At 64.8% G+C, this 18,466-nt stretch carries 17 protein-coding genes and 2 riboswitches; of the genes, 7 read left to right on the forward strand and 10 right to left on the reverse strand.

Going from position 1 to position 18,466, the window contains the following annotated elements:
- Positions 1-2: 2 nt before the first annotated feature.
- The 4 genes from C7I85_RS05340 to C7I85_RS05355 all read right to left on the reverse strand — a co-directional run bounded on the left by C7I85_RS05340 (position 3) and on the right by C7I85_RS05355 (position 4,139).
- Positions 3-830: an ABC transporter permease gene (locus C7I85_RS05340; protein WP_245444815.1), complete on the reverse strand. Its 828-nt coding sequence runs from the start codon at positions 828-830 to the stop codon at positions 3-5.
- Between the two features lie 57 nt (positions 831-887).
- A complete protein-coding gene (locus C7I85_RS05345) occupies positions 888-1,997 on the reverse strand; it encodes an ABC transporter substrate-binding protein (protein WP_106722898.1) in 1,110 nt (369 codons plus the stop codon).
- A 29-nt stretch (positions 1,998-2,026) separates the two neighbouring features.
- The gene (locus tag C7I85_RS05350) at positions 2,027-3,133 is read right to left on the reverse strand and encodes an ABC transporter ATP-binding protein (RefSeq protein ID WP_245444816.1); all 1,107 of its coding nucleotides are present in this window, start codon (positions 3,131-3,133) and stop codon (positions 2,027-2,029) included.
- 70 nt (positions 3,134-3,203) lie between these two features.
- Positions 3,204-4,139, reverse strand: a complete 936-nt coding sequence (locus C7I85_RS05355) for a LysR substrate-binding domain-containing protein (protein WP_106722900.1) — start codon at positions 4,137-4,139, stop codon at positions 3,204-3,206.
- Positions 4,140-4,323: 184 nt separating this feature from the next.
- On the opposite strand from C7I85_RS05355, the gene C7I85_RS05360 reads away from it, so the two are divergent.
- From C7I85_RS05360 to C7I85_RS05375, 4 genes are read left to right on the forward strand one after another with little or no spacing between them, the layout of a single operon-like run.
- Entirely contained in the window at positions 4,324-5,904 is a 1,581-nt protein-coding gene (locus tag C7I85_RS05360) for a peptidase M20 (protein ID WP_106722901.1), read from the forward strand.
- Between the two features lie 41 nt (positions 5,905-5,945).
- The gene (locus tag C7I85_RS05365) at positions 5,946-7,673 is read left to right on the forward strand and encodes an amidohydrolase (protein ID WP_106722902.1); all 1,728 of its coding nucleotides are present in this window, start codon (positions 5,946-5,948) and stop codon (positions 7,671-7,673) included.
- The gene (locus tag C7I85_RS05370) at positions 7,667-8,632 is read left to right on the forward strand and encodes a CobW family GTP-binding protein (protein ID WP_106722903.1); all 966 of its coding nucleotides are present in this window, start codon (positions 7,667-7,669) and stop codon (positions 8,630-8,632) included. The genes C7I85_RS05365 and C7I85_RS05370 overlap by 7 nt, the downstream gene beginning before the upstream one ends.
- Entirely contained in the window at positions 8,633-10,249 is a 1,617-nt protein-coding gene (locus tag C7I85_RS05375; protein WP_106722904.1) for a 5-guanidino-2-oxopentanoate decarboxylase, read from the forward strand.
- Here the strand turns inward: C7I85_RS05375 and thiD are convergent.
- Genes thiD through thiC form a run of 6 tightly spaced genes read right to left on the reverse strand, consistent with a single transcriptional unit; the run spans position 10,237 to position 15,367 of the window.
- The gene (gene thiD, locus C7I85_RS05380; protein ID WP_106722905.1) at positions 10,237-11,004 is read right to left on the reverse strand and encodes a bifunctional hydroxymethylpyrimidine kinase/phosphomethylpyrimidine kinase; all 768 of its coding nucleotides are present in this window, start codon (positions 11,002-11,004) and stop codon (positions 10,237-10,239) included. The two genes, C7I85_RS05375 and thiD, sit on opposite strands and share 13 nt — an antisense overlap.
- Entirely contained in the window at positions 10,995-11,600 is a 606-nt protein-coding gene (locus C7I85_RS05385; RefSeq protein ID WP_106722906.1) for a thiamine phosphate synthase, read from the reverse strand. The genes thiD and C7I85_RS05385 overlap by 10 nt, the downstream gene beginning before the upstream one ends.
- Positions 11,597-12,370: a thiazole synthase gene (locus C7I85_RS05390; RefSeq protein WP_106722907.1), complete on the reverse strand. Its 774-nt coding sequence runs from the start codon at positions 12,368-12,370 to the stop codon at positions 11,597-11,599. Before C7I85_RS05390 ends, C7I85_RS05385 begins: the two co-directional genes overlap by 4 nt.
- 3 nt (positions 12,371-12,373) lie before the next feature.
- Positions 12,374-12,571, reverse strand: coding sequence for a sulfur carrier protein ThiS (thiS, locus tag C7I85_RS05395; RefSeq protein ID WP_106722908.1), 198 nt, complete (start codon positions 12,569-12,571; stop codon positions 12,374-12,376).
- A complete protein-coding gene (thiO, locus tag C7I85_RS05400) occupies positions 12,555-13,544 on the reverse strand; it encodes a glycine oxidase ThiO (RefSeq protein WP_106722909.1) in 990 nt (329 codons plus the stop codon). The genes thiS and thiO overlap by 17 nt, the downstream gene beginning before the upstream one ends.
- A complete protein-coding gene (gene thiC, locus C7I85_RS05405; protein ID WP_106722910.1) occupies positions 13,541-15,367 on the reverse strand; it encodes a phosphomethylpyrimidine synthase ThiC in 1,827 nt (608 codons plus the stop codon). Before thiC ends, thiO begins: the two co-directional genes overlap by 4 nt.
- 124 nt (positions 15,368-15,491) lie before the next feature.
- A riboswitch (TPP riboswitch) is annotated at positions 15,492-15,608 on the reverse strand.
- Between the two features lie 153 nt (positions 15,609-15,761).
- On the opposite strand from thiC, the gene exbB reads away from it, so the two are divergent.
- The 3 genes from exbB to C7I85_RS05420 are packed head-to-tail and all read left to right on the forward strand — an operon-like array spanning position 15,762 to position 18,144.
- Positions 15,762-16,739: a tonB-system energizer ExbB gene (gene exbB, locus C7I85_RS05410; RefSeq protein WP_106722911.1), complete on the forward strand. Its 978-nt coding sequence runs from the start codon at positions 15,762-15,764 to the stop codon at positions 16,737-16,739.
- Positions 16,740-16,750: 11 nt separating this feature from the next.
- Positions 16,751-17,185, forward strand: a complete 435-nt coding sequence (exbD, locus tag C7I85_RS05415; RefSeq protein WP_106722912.1) for a TonB system transport protein ExbD — start codon at positions 16,751-16,753, stop codon at positions 17,183-17,185.
- The gene (locus C7I85_RS05420; protein ID WP_106722913.1) at positions 17,182-18,144 is read left to right on the forward strand and encodes an energy transducer TonB family protein; all 963 of its coding nucleotides are present in this window, start codon (positions 17,182-17,184) and stop codon (positions 18,142-18,144) included. Before exbD ends, C7I85_RS05420 begins: the two co-directional genes overlap by 4 nt.
- A 95-nt stretch (positions 18,145-18,239) precedes the next feature.
- Positions 18,240-18,443, forward strand: a riboswitch (cobalamin riboswitch).
- Positions 18,444-18,466 lie beyond the last annotated feature (23 nt).

Consider the following 18,466-nt stretch of genomic DNA (forward strand, 5'->3'; position numbering starts at 1 on the left):
TGTCACCCTACGAGCTTGTCGAGACGCGCGACCTTGTGGAGCAGCGCCCCGAGTGCGGCCACGATGACCAAAAGAACCACGCTGATTGCGGCGGCCAGTCCCCAGTTCACGGTCTGGAAGAGCTGCAGATAGATGAACTCCGCCACCATCACGCTGCGGCCGCCCGAGAGGATCGCCGGGGTGATGAAGAAGCCAAGCGCGAAGACGAAGACGATGATGCTGGCGCCAAGCACGCCGGGCATGGTCATGGGCAGCGTCACGGTCCAGAAGATGCGCATGCGCCCGGCGCCCAAACCGCTTGCCGCCTGCGGCACGCGCGGATCGACCTGGCGCAGCGCAGAGGCAAGCGGGAAGACCGCGAACGGAATGAGGAAATGCGTCATGCCGATGATGCTGCCGAGTTCATTGCGAACCAGCGCAAGCGGCTCCTTGATGACGCCAACGCTCATCAGGCTCTCATTGATGATGCCGTTGTTGCGCAGCAGGATCAGCCAGCCGAAGGCGCGGATCAGAACCGAGATCCAGAACGGGATAAGCACGCAATATTCGATCAGCCGCTGCCGCTTCGGCGGGCCGAATACCCAGTTGTAGGCGATGGCATAGGCGAGCGTCACCGACACCAGCGTGACGATGACGCAGATGCGCAGCGTGCGGATGAGCACCACCTGCACGGTCGGGTCGGTGAAAATACGGATATACTGCCCCAAGCCGGGCTCGGGGTCGGTCACGCTCCACTTGGCCACCACGAAGAAGGGCAGCACATAGGAGGCGACCAGAAAGAGCGGCAGGGGAGCCAGCAGGATCGCATAACGCATCCAGGATCGTGTCATGATCGAGGCTCTCCTGACGCTCTCGGGTGATGAAGGAGCGGCTTACGCCGCTCCCGCTTACTTGGAAACCAGCGCCAGGAACTTTTCCAGCGCGGACGAATAGTTGTCGGCATACCACTCGGCGCTGAGCGTGACCTGCTTGGCCTCAGCTTCCGGCGACACGCAGTTCAGCGCCTTCTTGTCGTCCGGGATCAGTGCGTCGGCCTGCGGGTTGGCCGGGCCGTTGCCGAGCAGGTCGAACAGAGCCACCTGGCTCAGCGCGTCCTGGGAGGATGCGATGAAGCGCATGGCATTGTCGCGGCCGGCGGGGTTGCCCTTCGGTGTGATCCAGGTCGACGAGTTGAGGAAGCCGCCCTCGTAGCCCCACTTGATCTGGTCGCTGGTGTCGCGGCCGAGCAGGATGGCGCGGGTGTTCCAGATATAGCCCATCGTCGCCTCGCCCTCGAGCAGAAGCTGCTGGCTTTCAGCACCCGAACCCCAGAAAGAGATGATGTGCGGCTTGAGCTCTTCGATCTTGGCGAGCGCGCGTTCGATGTTGAGCGGATAGAGCTCTTCCGGCTTCACGCCGTCGGCCAGCAGGGCGGCCTCCAGCATACCGTTCATCCACTTGTACATGGTGCGCTTGCCGGGGAACTTGTCGACGTTCCAGAAGTCGGCCGGCGACTTCGGCGCTTCGTCCGAGAACTTGGCGGAGTCGTAGGCTAGCACATAGGAGAAGAAGTAGCCCGCGGTGCCGAACTCGTAGTCATAGCCCTTGCGGATCTTGGCGCGGTCGATGACGTTGTAGTCGAGCGCTTCCAGAACGCCTTCCTTGCCGAAGGCGATGCCGAGATTGGCGTCGGCGTCGACGACGTCCCAGATGACTTTGCCGGAGGTGATCTGCGCCTTGATGGCGCCTTCGGTCGGGCCGCTGCCGTCGATGCGCACGGCAATGCCGGTTTCCTGCGTGAAGCGCTCGCCGAAGGCCTTCTGGAAGGCCTCGATGGCGTCACCGCCCCAGTTGGCGATGACGAGCTGGTCGCCCGCGAACGCCATCTTGGCGCGCATCGCCACCGGCACGCTCAGCAGGAGGGCAGCGGCCTTGACGAAGCTGCGGCGGTCGATCTCGCCGGCGGCCGCGCGGCGGGTGAGGATTTCAAAGCAGTCGCGCTTGAAATGATCGGACATGATTTTGGTTTTCACTCCCATTAAAAGGTTCAGGCGTTGCGGTCGTCGTGCAGGATGAAGCCGCTCTCGACGGGCCAGCACACTTTGGTTTCGGCGCCGACAGCCAGTGCGGCCGCAGCCGAATTATCCGGGACGGAAAGCAACAGGCGCTGGCCGGTGGCTAGGGCAACCTGCAGGCTCATTTCCGCGCCGTTGAAGATCTTGTCGGCAATCACGCCGGCAACGCTGTTGTCGTCCGCGCCAGCTGCGCCAATGCGCAGATGCTCGGGACGAACCGCAAGCAGGGACTGCCGACCGGCAAGCGCAGCGGCACCGGTTGGTGCCGACAGCGTCGCCTCGCCAAGGCGGCCGGTGGCGCGCCCGTCAATAGCGCTGCAGCCTTCGAGCGGGAGGAGATTGATACGGCCGAGGAACTCGGCGACGAAGCGATTGTCCGGCCGCGTGTAGATCGCGCGGGGCTCGGCCGCCTGCATCAGCTGGCCATGGTTGAAGATTGCGATGCGATCCGAAAGCGCCAGCGCTTCGCTCTGATCGTGCGTGACGAAGACGAAGGTGGTGCCGGTCTCACGGTGTACGCGCTTCATCTCGGCCTGAAGGCCCTCACGCAGATTCTTGTCGAGGGCGGAGAACGGCTCGTCGAGCAGGAGAACGCCCGGCTCGAACACCAGCGCACGTGCCAGCGCCACGCGCTGCTGCTGACCGCCGGAAAGCTGCGCAGGCCTCTTGTGGGCATGAGCCGAAAGGCCGACACGCTCGATCATGTCGCCCACGCGCTTCTTGATCTCGGCGGCGGGCACCTTACGCACCTTTAGCGGGAAGGCGACGTTGTCGGTCACCGACAGGTGAGGGAACAGCGCGTAGCCCTGAAACACCATGCCGAAATTGCGCTTGTCGGCCGGGCGGTCGGTAATGTCGACGCCATCCTCTTCGAGGCGCCCGCGGCTCGGCTTCAGGAAGCCGGCGAGCGCCATCAGAAAGGTCGTCTTGCCCGAGCCGGACGGGCCGAGCAGGGTCAGGAATTCGCCTGCAGCGATAGTCAGGTCAAGGCTGCGCAAGGCTTCGAAATTACCGAAGGACTTGCCGAGGCCGATTGCACTGAGTTGAGAGGCGCGATGTCGTTGAGGGGCCAAACCCACTCCCCCTTTTCTATTTTTGCGGGACGATAGGTTGAAAACCGAATTCACCACAATGGAATAATTTGCGTAGTTAAGCTGAAAACGATTCATGATTGCGTGAACGAAGCAACTGACGGCTCTCCGCGAGGCTTGTTTTCAACCAGTTGCAGAAGGCGCTTACGATCGGCTGATCGAGCTTGTGCCGTTCGCAGACCAGAAAATAGGACTCCGGCGATTTGATGGTGCTGTCGAAGGGGCGCACGAGGTCGCCGTCGGTCAACGCCTTGCCGCAGACGATGTCGTCGCCCATGGCCATGCCCTGCCCGGCGATCGCGGCGGCCTGGGCAAGATACACGTCGGAAAAGACGATGCTGTTTTCGGGGTCTGGCATCGGCAGGCCATAGGTGCCGAACCAGAGCGACCAGTCGTGAAAATCGTTGAGGTGCAGCAGCGTGAGCCGCGTTAGGTCCTCAGGCGTGTGGATATTGTTGGCGTTGAGCAGAACCGGGCTGCAGATCGGCGTGAATTCAACCTGCGCCAGAAGCTCCGACCAATGGTTTGGCCAGCTGCCGGCGCCGAAGGCGATGAACACATCCGATTCGGGGTCGCTGACATCGTCCAGCCGGCGCGGTGTCATCAGCTTGATACGCACGAGCGGGTAGAGGCTGCGGAAGTCGCTGAGGTGATTGCATAGCCAGAAGGTGGCGAAGCCCGGCGTGCAGGAGATCGTCAGCCGGCCGTGAAGCTGCACATCGTCGGCGATCTCGGCCGCCTGCGCGATAAGCCCCAGCGCCGTGCGCACCTCCTGCGCGTAGCGGCGGCCAAATGGGGTGAGCTCGATGCCCTTGCCGTCGCGCTCGGTGAGTTCGAGCCCCAACTCGCGCTCGAGGAAGCGCAACTGGTGGCTGATGGCGCTCGGGGTGCGATGCAGTTCCTGCGCTGCTTGCCAAAGGCTGCCGTGGCGGGCGACCGCGTCGAAGGCCCGCAAGGCGCTCATGGAAGGCAGGTTTCGGGCCGGCCAGGTCATGTTTCCTCCCAAAGATGAAAAAGTCTCAACAGTGGAGACAATATATATCACTTTCTGAAAATCCCATTCACCCCATACCATGGATTTGCAATGAGCCAGGCTTGCCCGGCTCCGGAGGATCAATCTTGCCGGCCCCTTTGCCGGCAATGCGTGCAAGTCACGCGGGGACAAATACGAGCAGCCGATGACCAATATTGTCGAGCAAACCGCCACGCACTGGGTCGACGAAAACGCAGCCGACCTGTCGAAGTGGACCAGCGAAATCTGGCATAAGGGCGAGACGGCCTGGCGCGAATACGAATCCGCAGCCTGGTATGTCGAGCGCCTTCGCGCCGAAGGCTTCGAGGTCGAGGAAGGCTCGGGCGGCATGCCAACCGCTTTCGCGGCCAAGTGGTCGAATGGCGAGGGCGGCCCGGTCATCGGCTCCTATGCCGAATACGACGCCGTGCCGGGCAACTGCCAGGCGGCGAGCACCGTCAAGGAGCCGCGCGCGGGCCTCAACGAACATGCCGGCGGCCACACCGATCCGCATTCGGCGCTCGGCATGAGCGCCTTCGGCGGCCTGCTTGCCACCAAGGCAGCAATGCAGGCGCACAACATTCCGGGAACGCTGAAGTTCTTCGGCGAGCCGGCCGAGAAGGTGCGCGGCTCCAAGCCGATTCACGCGGCCAAGGGCTATTATGACGGCCTCGACGCCATGATCAGCTTCCACCCCTGCTACATGCTGCCGCTGTGCAACACGGTGAACTGGGACACGCATTGCGGCGCGGCTTACGCGATGGTCTATCGCTTTGTCTGCGACGAGCCGGAGACGTGGCTGAAGCGTGCCGACGGCCTGCCGATCCCGCAGGCGCACAGCGCCGTGCGCGCGCCGGGCGCCAACGACGCGCTTTTCTACATGTACAACGCCTCCAAGGCGCTGCGCGATTCGATGCTGCCGCATATGGGCGGTTGGTCGATCAGCGAGGCGATCCTGACGGCCGGTCAGGCGACGGCCGACAACCTGCCGGCGCGACTCGCCGAAATCCAGTACATCATCCGCGTGCCGACCGTGGAGATGGCCGAGCAGGCGACGCTGATCCTCGACCGCAACGCGGAAGCGGCCGCCAAGCTGGCGCATTGCCGCGTGGAGAAGATCTGGGTGTCGAAGTCGCGCCCCGGCCTTGCCAACCATGCCATGGCCGAACTGGTCTATGGCAAGCTCGCCGCCGTCGGCGCGCCGAAGTGGGGAGAGCGCGCCAAGGAGATCGCCCGCGAGATCCAGGCCAATGTCGGCCTCGAGCCGATGGCCGAGCCTTTCCTGCCTGATTGCGAGAAGCTGATCGCGCCGCAGGAGGCCGAGCGCATCCTGCGCCAGGACCTGCCGCCGTCGCAGATCAACTACACCTCGGACGACTACACCGACATGTGCTGGCACGCGCCCACCGCGCGCCTCTACATCGCCCGTCCGATGCTGACCGGTCCGGCCGGCTTTGCCTATCCGGACTGGGTGATGAACGCTCTGGGCGGCATTCCAGAGACCATCGACCCGATGGTGGTGTGCGCTTCCAAGACCATCGCCCACTCGATGCTCGAACTGATGCAGAACGCCGAGTTGCGCGCCGCTACCCGCAAGGAGTTCGAGGAGCGCACCGGCGGTGGCGTCGGCGGCACGAACTGGATCCCGCCGCTTGCCGACTACGAAGCGCCGATCGGCTTGCGTTGGCCCGAATATGTCACCACCGTACGCGGCCGCGAATGGTGGATCCCGAGCGCCGGCTACTGAGCCGGCACTCAACGTTCTTTTCTGATAGGTAGCTTACCGAAATGCGCGTTCTCTACGACCACCGCCCGAGCCACTCGGCCCGCAGCGCCTTTGCGGACCTCGTGCTCGTCAACGGCCGCATCTATACCGGCGATCCGGGCCTGCCCTGGTGTCAGGCGCTGGCAGTGGCGCGCGGGCGCATCGTCGCCCGCGGCGAGCGCGCGGATGTCGAACACCTGATCGATGCGCAGACGAAAGTGATGGATCTCGGCGGGCGCTTCGCCATGCCTGGCCTCTACGACATGCACACCCATCCGGATCTTGCGCTGGCCCCGCGCTATGCCGAAGATCTCGACATCGGCATCGTCGATCCGACGCCGGACCAGGTTCGCGATGCGATCCTGGCCTATGCGGCCAAGCACCCGGACCGCGAGTGGATCTACGGCCAGTATTTCGTCCGCTACACCTTCCGTCAGGCCGGTCTCGTTCCTGGCAAGGAATGGCTGGACACGGTGATGCCCGACCGTCCGGTCGCGCTGCTCGACCGCATGTGGGGCACCATGATGGTCAACAGCGAGGCGCTTCGCCGCGCCGGCATCACCAATGAAACGCCGGATCCGGCCAATGGCTATCTCGAGCGCGACCCGGTTAGCGGCGAGCCGACGGGACTGCTGATCGACGGCGCCTATGCGCTGATCCATGCGGCGATGCCGCCGACGCCGGTGCCGGTGCTGCGCGCCGCCTATCGCGACGGCGTGCACTATCAGTCCGCGCGCGGCGTCGTGTCGACGAAATATGTCCATGTCTGCGAAAGCAGGCTCGACGCCCTGCAGTCGCTGGATCAGACGGGCGAGCTCACGCTGCGCGTCGAGGCCGCGATCAGTTGGCAGGACGACATCTTCCCGGTGCGCCGTCGCTGGGAGTTGCTGGCCGGCGAGCGCCACTACTACCGCTCGGCTCGGCTCAACGCCAATGCGGTGAAATTCCACTTCGACGGCACGGTCGAACCGCGCTCATCCTATCTGATGACGCCCTGGGATGGCGGCAACACCACCTGGAGCGGCAAGCTCAACCTGACGCCCGAGCATCTTGCCGACATGATCTGGGACATGGACCGTCAGGGCATCCGCGTCATCGCCCACTGCACCGGCGACGGGGCTTCCGACACCTTCCTCGACGCGGTCGAGGAAGCGCGCCGGCGTCCGGGCGGGCTGGGCGTGCGCCACCAGTGCGCGCACTCGACCATCCTGCACGGCAGCAATCTCAAGCGCTTCCGCGACCTCAATGTCACCGCCGAGTTCTCGCCGGTGTCGTGGTATCCGTCGAAATTCGTGTCCGGCGCCCGCTCGGGCTACGGCCCGGAGCGCCTGTCGCGCGCCTACAACATCAAGGGCGTGCTGGAAGCCGGCGGCGTCGCCGTCATCGGCACCGACTGGCCGGTCAGCCCGCTCGATCCGTGGATCGCGCTGGAAACCATGGTCACCCGCGCCAATCCGTGGGGCGAGGGCGAGGGCCAGTTCGGCGAGCCGATCTCGCTCAAGCAGGCCATTGACGTGATGACCAAGAACGGCGCCTGGTCGATGGGCATCGAACACGAGGCGGGCTCGCTCGAGGTCGGCAAGTCGGCCGACATCATCGTGCTCGACCGCAACCTGTTCGAGGTCGAGCCGCAGGGCAACATCCACTCCACCAAGGTGGACCTGACCTTCATGCAGGGTCAGCTCGTGCACGACCGGCTGAACGAGAACTCCGATGCCGTGTGGCACGGGGAGGCGCCCCAGCTATGGTGACGAAGGGCGCCGCGCCCATGCCGGTCACCGTAATCGGCGGCTTTCTGGGTGCGGGCAAGACGACGCTCGTCAACCACATTCTGAGCGGCGACCATGGGCTCAAGGTCGCCGTGCTGGTAAATGACTTCGGCGCGATCAACATCGACGCCGCGCTGATCACTTCGATCGAGGGCGGCCTCTACAGCCTGTCCAATGGTTGCGTGTGCTGCGGCCTCAATCAGGGCTTTGTCGAGCAGCTGGAAGAGCTTCTGGCCGCCCGCGCCGACATCGACCACATCGTGATCGAGGCCAGCGGCGTGGCCGATCCCGCCCGCATCATGGACACGGTGCGCTATTCGCGCTTTGCCTCGCGCCTGCGCGCGGATGCCATCGTCGTGGTGGTCGACGCCGCCGGCTTCGACGAGGCGATTGCCGCTGCGCCCGGTCTCGCGGAAGCGCAGATCGGTTCGGCTGATCTTCTGATCCTCAACAAGACCGATCTGGTCGGCCGCGAACAGCTCGATGCATGGCGCGCGCGCTGGACCTTTCCGGACACCCGCATCGTCGAAACCATGAATGCGCTTGTGCCTTTCGACATCCTCTTCGCCGGCGAGATTTCGCCGCGCAGGGTTGCTTCATCGTTCGTCGCCGAGCCCGTCCACGAACAGGCGGTGAGTGCGATCTGGCGAAGCGAAGGCACAGTCGACCTGAAGCGCCTGCAGAAGGTGCTTGCCGGCCTGCCCACGGCGGTCTTTCGCGCCAAGGGTTTTTTGCGCGCGAACGATGGCCGCTGCTTCGCCGTGCATCTAGTCGGCACGCGTCTTTCCTTCGAGCAACTGGCAAAAGCGCTGGAAGGCCTCGACGCGGACAATATCCTCGTGCTCATCGGCTTCGGTGAGCGCCCACCCTTTGAATCCATCCTGGCGCAGCTCGACGGCTGCGCCGAACCTGCTGCGCCTGCCGCGAAAGGAACTGCCTGAATGAAGACGGTTGGAACCTATCTGGTCGAACTGCTTGCCGCCTATGGCGTCGACACGGTGTTCGGCATTCCGGGCGTCCACACGGTGGAAATGTATCGCGGCCTGCCCGGCAGCGGCATCCGCCACATCACGCCGCGCCACGAGCAGGGCGCAGGCTTCATGGCCGACGGCTATGCCCGCACCACCGGCAAGCCGGGCGTTTGCTTCATCATCTCCGGTCCCGGCCTCACCAACATCGCCACCGCCATGGCGCAGGCCTATGGCGACTCGGTGCCCATGCTGGTTATCACCAGCGTCAATGCGCCGGGCCGCATGGGCTCGGGCGAGGGGCACCTGCACGAGCTACCCGACCAGCGTCAGGTCGGCCGCCAGTTCACCGCCTTCAGCCACACCGTGCTGCGCGCGGAAGAGCTGCCGCAGGTGATCGCGCGGGCCTTCGCCGTGTTCGCGTCGGCGCGGCCGCGCCCAGTGCATATCGAACTGCCGATCGATCTTCTGACCCTCGACGCTGCCGATCTTCCGCCGGCGCAAAAGCGCCCCGCGCCGACGCGTCCGGCGCCCGATCCTCATGCGATTGCCGAGGCCGCTGCCATGTGTGCGGCGGCAAAGCGCCCGGTCATCATCGCCGGCGGCGGTGCGGCCGATGCTGGCGCACCGCTGCGCGCGCTGGCCGAAGCGCTCGACGCGCCGGTGGTCATGACGGTCAACGGCCGCGGCACGCTGCCGGCCGGTCATCCGCTCGGCGTGCCATGCAGCCCGGCGATGGGGCCCACCACGGCGCTCATCGAGGCAGCCGATCTGGTGATCGCGGCGGGCACGGAATTCGGTCCCACCGACTTCGATTTCTACGAGACCGGCGGCGCGCGCATAACCGGCAAGCTGATCCGCATCGACATCGATCCCGAGCAGGCCATGCGCGGTCGCCCGGCGGATCTGGTGCTGATCTCGGACACGAAGTTTGCGCTTGAGGCGCTGGCCACTTCCGTCTCGCCGCATGCGGCGGGCGACGGCGCCGAGCGCGCCAAAACCGCTCGCGAAGGCGTGCGCGCCGAGCTCAATCCGGTTCTGCGTGCCGGCGCTCACCTCATGGAGGTCGTGCGCGACACGCTGCCCGACGTGGTGATTGCGGGCGACTCGGCCCAGCCGGTCTATGCCGGCTGCATCGACTTCGCAGCCAACAAGCCGCGCTCCTGGTTCTGCTCGGCCACCGGCTACGGCACGCTCGGCTATGCGCTGCCGGCAGCCGCAGGTGCGCTGATCGGCTCCGGCCGCCCCACCGTCTGCCTTGCCGGCGATGGCGGCATCCAGTTCACGCTGCCCGAACTCGGCTCGGCCCGCGAAGCTGAACTGCCGCTGATCGTCCTGCTGTGGAACAACAACGGCTATGGCGAGATCAAGGCCTATATGGAGGCGCGCGGCATCGAGCCGATCGGTGTCGACATCTACACGCCGGACTTCCTGACCATCGCACGCGGCTTCGGCTGCGAGGCCGAAAAGCTCGAAGACCCGAGCGATTTGCCGGCTAAGCTGAAGGCTGCCACGCAACGCAACCGGCCGACCGTGATCGAGATCGACGAAGCGGCCTACACCGCTTTCGTCGCCGCTCAGACTGGCTGACGCCTCCCAAGGCTGACAATCTGCTCGAAGACATGGCGTTTTGCTTCGTGGACGCAGTCTTCGAGCGGTTTGCCAAGCGCAAGTCCGGCCGCGATGGCGCTGGCCAGCATGCAGCCCGTGCCGCGCATATTTTTGTCCAGGCGCGGCGCGACGAAGTGCATGGGCTCTCGGCCTTGGCGTACTACAAGCATGTCGATTGACTGGGGGCCAGTTGCATGGCCGCCCTTGACCAGAATGGCGGCGCATCCAGTTTCGAGAAGGCGGCGGGCTTGATGTTCCACTTGCGCCTCGTCCCGAGCCGTTTCCTCGCCGGTCAAAATGCCAAGCTCGATCAGATTAGGCGTAGCAATCGCGCAGAGCGGCATCAGCTCGCGTGTCAGACTCCCGATGGCTTCCGGGCCAAGGAGAGACCGTCCGGAAGAGGAGGCCAGCACCGGATCTAGCACCACCGGCAGCTTGTCTTGGTCGCGCAGCACTGCCGCCACGGCCTCGATGGTGGCATTGCCGGAGAGCATACCAATCTTGATCGCCGCGACGCGGCTTGACGCAAGTGCGGCGCGCATCTGTTCGGCGACGAGGTCCGGCGGCATGGGCTCGATCCGCTCGACGCTCGTATGCGTCTGCACCGTCACCGCCGTTACGGCTATCGCGCTACGCAGGCCAAAGGTGGCGACGGTTTCGACGTCGCGCGAAAGCCCCGCGCCGCCAGAAGAGTCCGTCCCTGCTACGATCAGCACATGCGCCGTCATCGCCATGGCTCAGTCCGCCGGAGCCATTCGCGGGCGCGCGCTTCCGGGTTTTGGTTCAGCGTGATGTCGGTGACGACGGCGGCGCAGTCCGCGCCGGCCGAGAAGACGCCGTCGAGCCGGTCGGGGTTCAGCCCGCCGATCGCCACGAGGGGCAAAGGTGCGACGCGTCGCTTCCATTCGCCAATGCGCTCAAGCCCTTGCGGTGCCCATTTCATCTTCTTCAGGATGGTCGGATAGACCGGCCCAAGCGCGACATAGTCCGGTTCTGCGGCCAATGCGGTGTCCAACTCCGCGTGGTCGTGGGTACTGAGGCCCAGCTTCAGCCCGGCCCGCCTGATGGCCATAAGGTCGGCGGCAGCAAGGTCTTCCTGGCCGAGATGGATGAAGTCGCACTCCTCCTCGATCGCCAGCCGCCAATGGTCGTTGACGATCAGCTGGCAGCCATTGTCGGCGCATATGGCCTTGGCCGCGCGGATCTCGGATCGAAGACCAGCCTCGTCCATCTCCTTGATGCGCAGTTGCACCAGCCTGACGCCGAGCGGCACCAACCGCCCGATCCAGGCGGCGCTGTCGACGATGAGATAGAACGGGTCGAGCTTCATGAAAACACCGCTTTGCCAATGACCGGCGTGGAGGGAACGGCCATGTCGCGCGGCTCAAGCATGCCGGCGAGAAAGGCTTCGTGCCCGGCCTCCACCGCCTTGCCGAAGGCGCTCGCCATGGCCACGGGGTCGCCTGCCTTCGCCACCGCCGTGTTGAGAAGCACGGCGTCGAAGCCGAGCTCCATCACGGCTGCGGCGTGTGAGGGGCGGCCGAGCCCGGCATCGACGACAAGCGGCACATCCGCAAAATGGCCGCGCAATGTGCGCAGCGCGTCGATGTTGAGGGGCCCCTTGGCCGATCCGATGGGCGCACACCAGGGCATCAGCACCTGGCAGCCGGCCTCAAGCAGACGCTCGGCCACCACCAGATCGTCGGTCGTGTAGGGAAACACCGCAAAGCCGTCGCCCGAAAGAATGCGCGCCGCTTCCACTAGCCCGAACACGTCGGGCTGCAGCGTGTCGTGATTGCCAATCACCTCGAGCTTGATCCAGTTGGTGTCAAGCAGCTCGCGCGCCATATGCGCCGTGGTGACGGCTTCCTTGACCGAATGGCAGCCGGCCGTGTTGGGCAGGACGGCGACGCCGAGCTGCTCGATCAATGACCAGAACTGGCCGCCCGTCTGCCCGCCGGCCATTTCCCGCCGGAGCGACACTGTCACGACCTCTGTCTTCGATGCCCGTACCGCGTCGGCCAGGACCGCCGGAGACGGATATTGCGCGGTGCCGAGCAGGAGGCGGGAGGATAGCTGCCTTCCATAGAGCGAAAGCATGGATCACCCTCCCTGCATCGGCGACAAAATTTCTATGCGGTCGCCTTCGGCAAGGCGACACTCGCCGCGCTCGGCGGCGCGCACCAGCTCGCCATTATGAGCCGTGGCCAGCCAGCGGCCCTCATATTCAAGCTCGGCAAGGAGCGCGGCGAGCGTCGTCGCTGCCACGTCCTGAGCCTTGCCGTTAACCGTGAGCTTCATGTGCGAGCTCCCTTGTCCTGGAATTCCCGAAGGCCAATTGCGCGGCACGCTGCGCCATCGCTGGCGCGAGCAGGAAGCCGTGCCGGTAAAGGCCGTTGATGCTGATCGTCGCGCCCGACTGCGTCACGCGCGGCAGATTGTCGGGATAGGCAGGCCGCACACCGACGCCTGTTTCCACGATTTCGGCCTCGCCGAAAGCCGGATGCACGCTGTAGGCGGCGTTGAGCAGTTCCATCATGGAGCGGGCCGTGACGGGTCTTGCCGACTCGCTCTCGATCATCGTCGCCCCGACCATGAAACAGTGGTCGGGACGCGGAACGACATAGAGTGGAAAGCGCGGATGCAGCAGCCGCACCGGACGGGATAGCGTAACCTCCGGCGTGCGCAGGATCAGCATTTCGCCACGCACGCCGCGCAGCGCCGGGTCCGATGCGGCTCTCGCCATGCCGGTACAATCGACCGTGAGGTCGAAGCGGCTGACCTGGCCGGCTTCTGCCCCGACGAATGAAGCGCCCATCGCCTCCAACCGGCCGCGCAAGGCGGTGAGCGCCGCGCGCGGATCGAGATGCGCCTCGCGTACGAAGTGCAGAGCCAGACGGAACCGACCGGCAAGATCGGGCTCGAGCTCGGAGATTTCCGCTTCCCCCAGTGTCCGGAAACCGGACGTGCGTGCGGCAAAGCGCGCCAGTTCGGCCGCATCCCGTGCCGGTGCAACAACCAGCGTGCCTGCCCGGGCGACATGGCCTGGCAAGGCGGCATCCCACCAGTCGGCGGCGCCGAGCCCAAGTTCCTGGACAATCGGCTCGGCACTCTCACGCTCGCAGTCCGGCGCCAGCATGCCGCCGGCAAACCACGAGGCCGCCCGCGTCGGGTCGCTGCGCGGCTCGACGACGGTGACCGCCGCCCCGCGCAATGCAAGCTCATAGGCCGCCGTCAGGCCGGCAACGCCGGCCCCTTTCACCAGCGCTTTCATGGCGCCGGCGCCTCCTTCTCCGCGGTTTCTGCCGTATCAACCGGCATGTAGAGGTCGCCGCCATGGCGGTATTTCTCCGCCATCTCGGCCATGCCGTGCTCGCGCGCGGCGTCGCGAATGTCCTGCGAAATCCGCATCGAGCAGAATTTCGGCCCGCACATGGAGCAGAAATGCGCAACCTTGTGCGCTTCCTTGGGCAGCGTCTCGTCGTGGAAGGCTCGGGCCGTATCCGGGTCGAGCGAGAGGTTGAACTGGTCCTCCCAGCGAAACTCGAAGCGCGCGCGCGATAGCGCATCGTCCCGGGCCTTCGCCGCCGGATGGCCTTTGGCGAGGTCGGCAGCATGGGCGGCGATCTTGTAGGTGATGACGCCGGTCTTCACGTCGTTTCGGTCGGGCAGGCCGAGATGCTCCTTTGGCGTGACGTAGCAGAGCATGGCTGTGCCGAACCAGCCGATCATGGCCGCGCCTATGCCGGAGGTGATGTGGTCGTAGCCGGGCGCGATGTCGGTGGTGAGCGGCCCGAGCGTGTAGAAGGGCGCCTCACCGCAAACGGCAAGTTGCTTGTCCACGTTCTCCTTGATGAGATGCATGGGAATGTGGCCGGGGCCCTCGATCATCACCTGGCAGTCCTTGGCCCAGGCGATTTTGGTCAGCTCGCCAAGTGTCTCCAATTCGGCGAATTGTGCCGCGTCGTTGGCGTCGGCGATGGAGCCGGGACGCAGGCCGTCGCCAAGCGAGAAGGACACGTCATAGGCGCGGCAGATGTCGCAGATTTCCTCGAAATGCTCGTAGAGGAAGCTCTCCTTGTGGTGGTGCAGGCACCACTTGGCCATGATCGAACCGCCGCGCGAAACGATGCCGGTGACGCGGTCCACGGTGAGCGGAATGTAGGGAAGGCGCACGCCGGCATGGATCGTAAAATAGTCGACGCCCTGCTCGGCCTGTTCGATCAGCGTATCGCGAAAGACTTCCCAGGTGAGTTCCTCGGCAACGCCGCCGACCTTTTCCAGCGCCTGATAGATCGGCACGGTGCCGATCGGTACGGGCGAATTGCGGATGATCCACTCGCGGATGTTGTGGATGTTGCGGCCGGTCGAAAGGTCCATCACGGTGTCGCCGCCCCAGCGAATGGCCCACACCATCTTCTCCACCTCCTCGGCCATGGAGGAAGTGACGGCCGAATTGCCGATATTGGCGTTGATCTTCACCAGGAAGTTGCGGCCGATGATCATCGGTTCGGTTTCAGGGTGGTTGATGTTGGCGGGGATGATGGCGCGGCCGCGCGCCACCTCGTCGCGCACGAATTCGGGCGTGACGTAGTCGGGGATGGCCGCGCCGAAGGATTGGCCGTTGCGCACGGCCTTTCGCATCTCCTCCCGGCCGAGATTCTCGCGTATGGCGATGAATTCCATCTCCGGGGTGACGATGCCGGCCCGCGCATAGGCAAGCTGGGTAACAGCCTTGCCGTCTCTTGCTTTGAGTGCGCGGTGACGGACGGGAAACTCAGGCGTCAGCCGGTCGCCCGTGACAAAACCGTTGTCCTCGGGCCGGACGATTCGACCATCATAGGCTTCGACATCACCGCGCGCGATGATCCAGCCTTCGCGGATGCGCGGCAGTCCTTCCTCGATGGTGATTCTGGCGTTTTCATCCGTGTAGGGGCCGGAGGGATCGTAGACGGTAACCGGCGGCTCGCCGGCGCTTGGGTGAAGAGCGATTTCGCGCATGGGCACACGCAGATCGGTATGGATCGTTCCGCGTTTGTAGACCTTGCGCGATGCGGGCAAAGCGCCCACGGAAACGGTTGGGGTCAAGGCATTCATTGGGACGGACCTCCCTTGCTGGGTTGCAATGGAGACCCAGTTCCGTGCCGGAAGGAGGATACGGACTTCGCAAGTGCCGGAAAGGGCGGCTTCGCCGCAATATCCGGGACGAGCCGCCACGCGACGCGAAGCCCTTGCACCATCCCTACGCCAGTGTGAACTGGATCAGGTTCAACGGGTCACTGCGCTGCGAAAGCCAGCAGTATCTCAGCCCCTTGTCGGGACACCCCTGGTGAGATGGGTAGCTTGTACGAAGGGCCGGCGCCTTGTCAACAGGGTGCTTCGGCCCACACTGGTTGACAAGCGGATGGTTTCAGCATGGCATCTTGCATTGCTTGCTTAATATGAGTATTTCGCTCCAGAAATATCTCGACCGCGCAGCGAGGGGACAGCCATGCTGAAGAACCGGATTTTGGCCATCATGCTCGTGGGGGCCATTTCGTTTGCCGGCACGATCATGAGCCGCGCGCAGGAGCAGACGCCGTCACAGCCGGCGACAGTCGAGAGACCGGCCGCGCTGACCGCACAGCCTGTGGAAGCCCAGGGGCAGCCGGCTGCGGCCACGCCGACCCCGGCGATTTCCGATTCGTCTGCGCCTAGGCCCGCTGCGGTGCCGGTCGAGGGGGGCCAGGCTCCCCAATCGAACAGTCACTACCCCATTGCCCCCAGCCTGCCTCACAACCTATCGCCCTGGGGCATGTTCATGAGCGCCGACATCGTGGTGAAGGCCGTGATGATCGGTCTGGCTTTTGCATCGCTTGTCACCTGGACGGTCTGGCTTGCCAAGTCGCTCGAACTTGCGGCCGCGCGCCTGAAAGCCCGCCCGGCACTGAAGGCTATTATCTCGGCGCGTAGCCTTGCCGATGCGGAACGAGCTCTGGAAGGTCGGGGCGGCGCCGGCGCGCTGCTCGTGCGCGCGGCGCAGCAGGAGGTCAGCCTTTCTCAGACCGCACTCGACTTTGCCGGCGGTGAGGGGCTGAAGGAGCGCGTCGCCTCGCGGCTGTCGCGCATCGAGGCCATGGCCGGCCGGCGCATGTCGCGCGGCACTGGCGTTCTGGCCACCATCGGCTCCACCGCGCCCTTCGTCGGCCTGTTCGGCACGGTCTGGGGCATCATGAATGCCTTCATCGGCATCTCGGAGGCGCAGACCACCAATCTCGCCGTCGTCGCGCCGGGCATCGCGGAAGCGCTCTTGGCCACGGCAATCGGCCTTGTAGCGGCTATTCCGGCGGTCGTCGTCTACAACGTCTTTGCCCGCTCCATCACCGGCTACCGCCAACTGCTGGCCGATGCCTCGGCGGGGGTCGAGCGCCTCGTCAGCCGTGACCTCGACTTCCGCCTGGTGCGGCCCAAGGCGCTGGCTGCCGAGTAAGGGAGAGCACAATGGCTTCCCGAATTCGCGAGAGCGCCGGCGACGAGCTGGAAGAGAACCACGAAATCAATGTGACGCCGTTCATCGACGTCATGCTGGTTCTGCTCATCATTTTCATGGTGGCGGCACCCCTTGCCACCGTCGACGTCAATGTCGACCTGCCGGCTTCGACCGCCGCGGCAGCTCCTCGGCCGGACAAGCCTGTCTATCTCACCCTCAAGGAAGACCTGTCGCTGGCGTTGGGCAACGAGACCGTGCCGCGCCAGAGCTTTGCGGCCGTGCTGGACCGGCAGACGGATGGCGACAAGGAAGCGCGCATCTTCCTGCGCGCGGACAGGATGGTCGGCTATGGCGACCTGATGGAGGTGATGAACCTTTTGCGTGCCGCTGGCTATCTCAAGGTCGCGCTGGTGGGCATCGAGACCGTGCCCCAGGAGCAGCCATGACCATGGCTGCCGATCATGTGGGCTTCGAGGCTCACAGTTCGTTGCCGTCCCGCCGCGAGGTGGTGGGATGGCTGACCGCGGGGCTGGTGGTTATCGCCATTCACGCGCTTGCCGCTGGCGTTTACCAGAGCATGCAGGTTCCGGATGAGTCGGCAGCCGAGGTGGCAGCGCCGATGGTCGTCAATCTCGCGCCAATACCGTTCGTGGCGCCGAGCGAAATCGAAAGCGAAGTGGTTCCCGAGCAGGTTGCCATGCACGACGTTGCGGCCGTGGACGGCACGTCCACCTTGGCCGACGATGTCGAAAGCACGACGATCCAGCAGGAAACCTCGGAAACATTGGAGGAGGCGCCGCTCGAGCGCACCGAGCCTATCGTCGAAGAGCCGGTGACAGAGAATTTGAGCACCGAATCCGTTGCCGAGCCGGTGGCGGAGGAAGCCGAGATGACGGAGCCGGAGACCCTCGAGACGGTAACCCCCGAGGTAGCCGTGCCGATTCCGGCGCCGCGCCCTGAGGTCGAGCCTGAACAGCCCAGGAAGGTTGCCGAAAAGCCGAAGACCGAGCCGGTCAACAAGAAGCCGAAAGCCAAGCAGGCAGAAAAGGTCGCCGAGCAGTCCAAGGAAAAGCGGCTGACGCCCGAAGCCGCCCCGGCACCCAAGAGCCAGGTTTCGACGGCGCAAAGGATCAGCCTGGAGGAGAGATGGAAGTCTCGGGTCTCCGCCTGGATTAACCGCCACAAGCCGCGATCTGCGGGAGGGAACGGAGAACTCACCGTTTCCTTCGTGATCGATTCCGGCGGAACCGTCCTCAGAGCCACGATCGCGCGTTCGTCGGGCAACGACGACCTGGACCAGGCCGCGATCAAGATGGTCAACCGTTCCTCGCCGGTTCCCGCGCCGCCGCAGGAAATCGCGCGCAACAGGCACACTATGAGCCTGCCGGTGGCTTTCTCGCGCTGAGCGCCTCTCTTTCAGATGGCCTGCCCATTTCGTCGCTGTCGCCTTTGCACTTTGGCGATGTCGCAATCGTGTGGCCCGCCGTCAGCATTCGATGGTTAGATCGGGACACTTCAGGTGCCGGAGTCGTGAAAGCGAAGCCGGAGAATTGGGAAGCCGGTGAGAATCCGGCGCTGCCCCCGCAACGGTGGTGGAGTATGTCACGGCGGGAGACCACTGGGCGAAAGCCCGGGAAGGTGTCCGTGACGGTTCTGCAGAACCAGCTCCTTAGCCCGGAAACCAGCCTGAGGTTGTTTCAACCCGACTGATCGCGGTGGGCGGTCAA

Origin of the sequence: Pseudaminobacter soli (ex Li et al. 2025) (assembly GCF_003012705.1) — a bacterium.
GTDB classification, from domain to species: Bacteria; Pseudomonadota; Alphaproteobacteria; order Rhizobiales; family Rhizobiaceae; genus Pseudaminobacter; species Pseudaminobacter soli.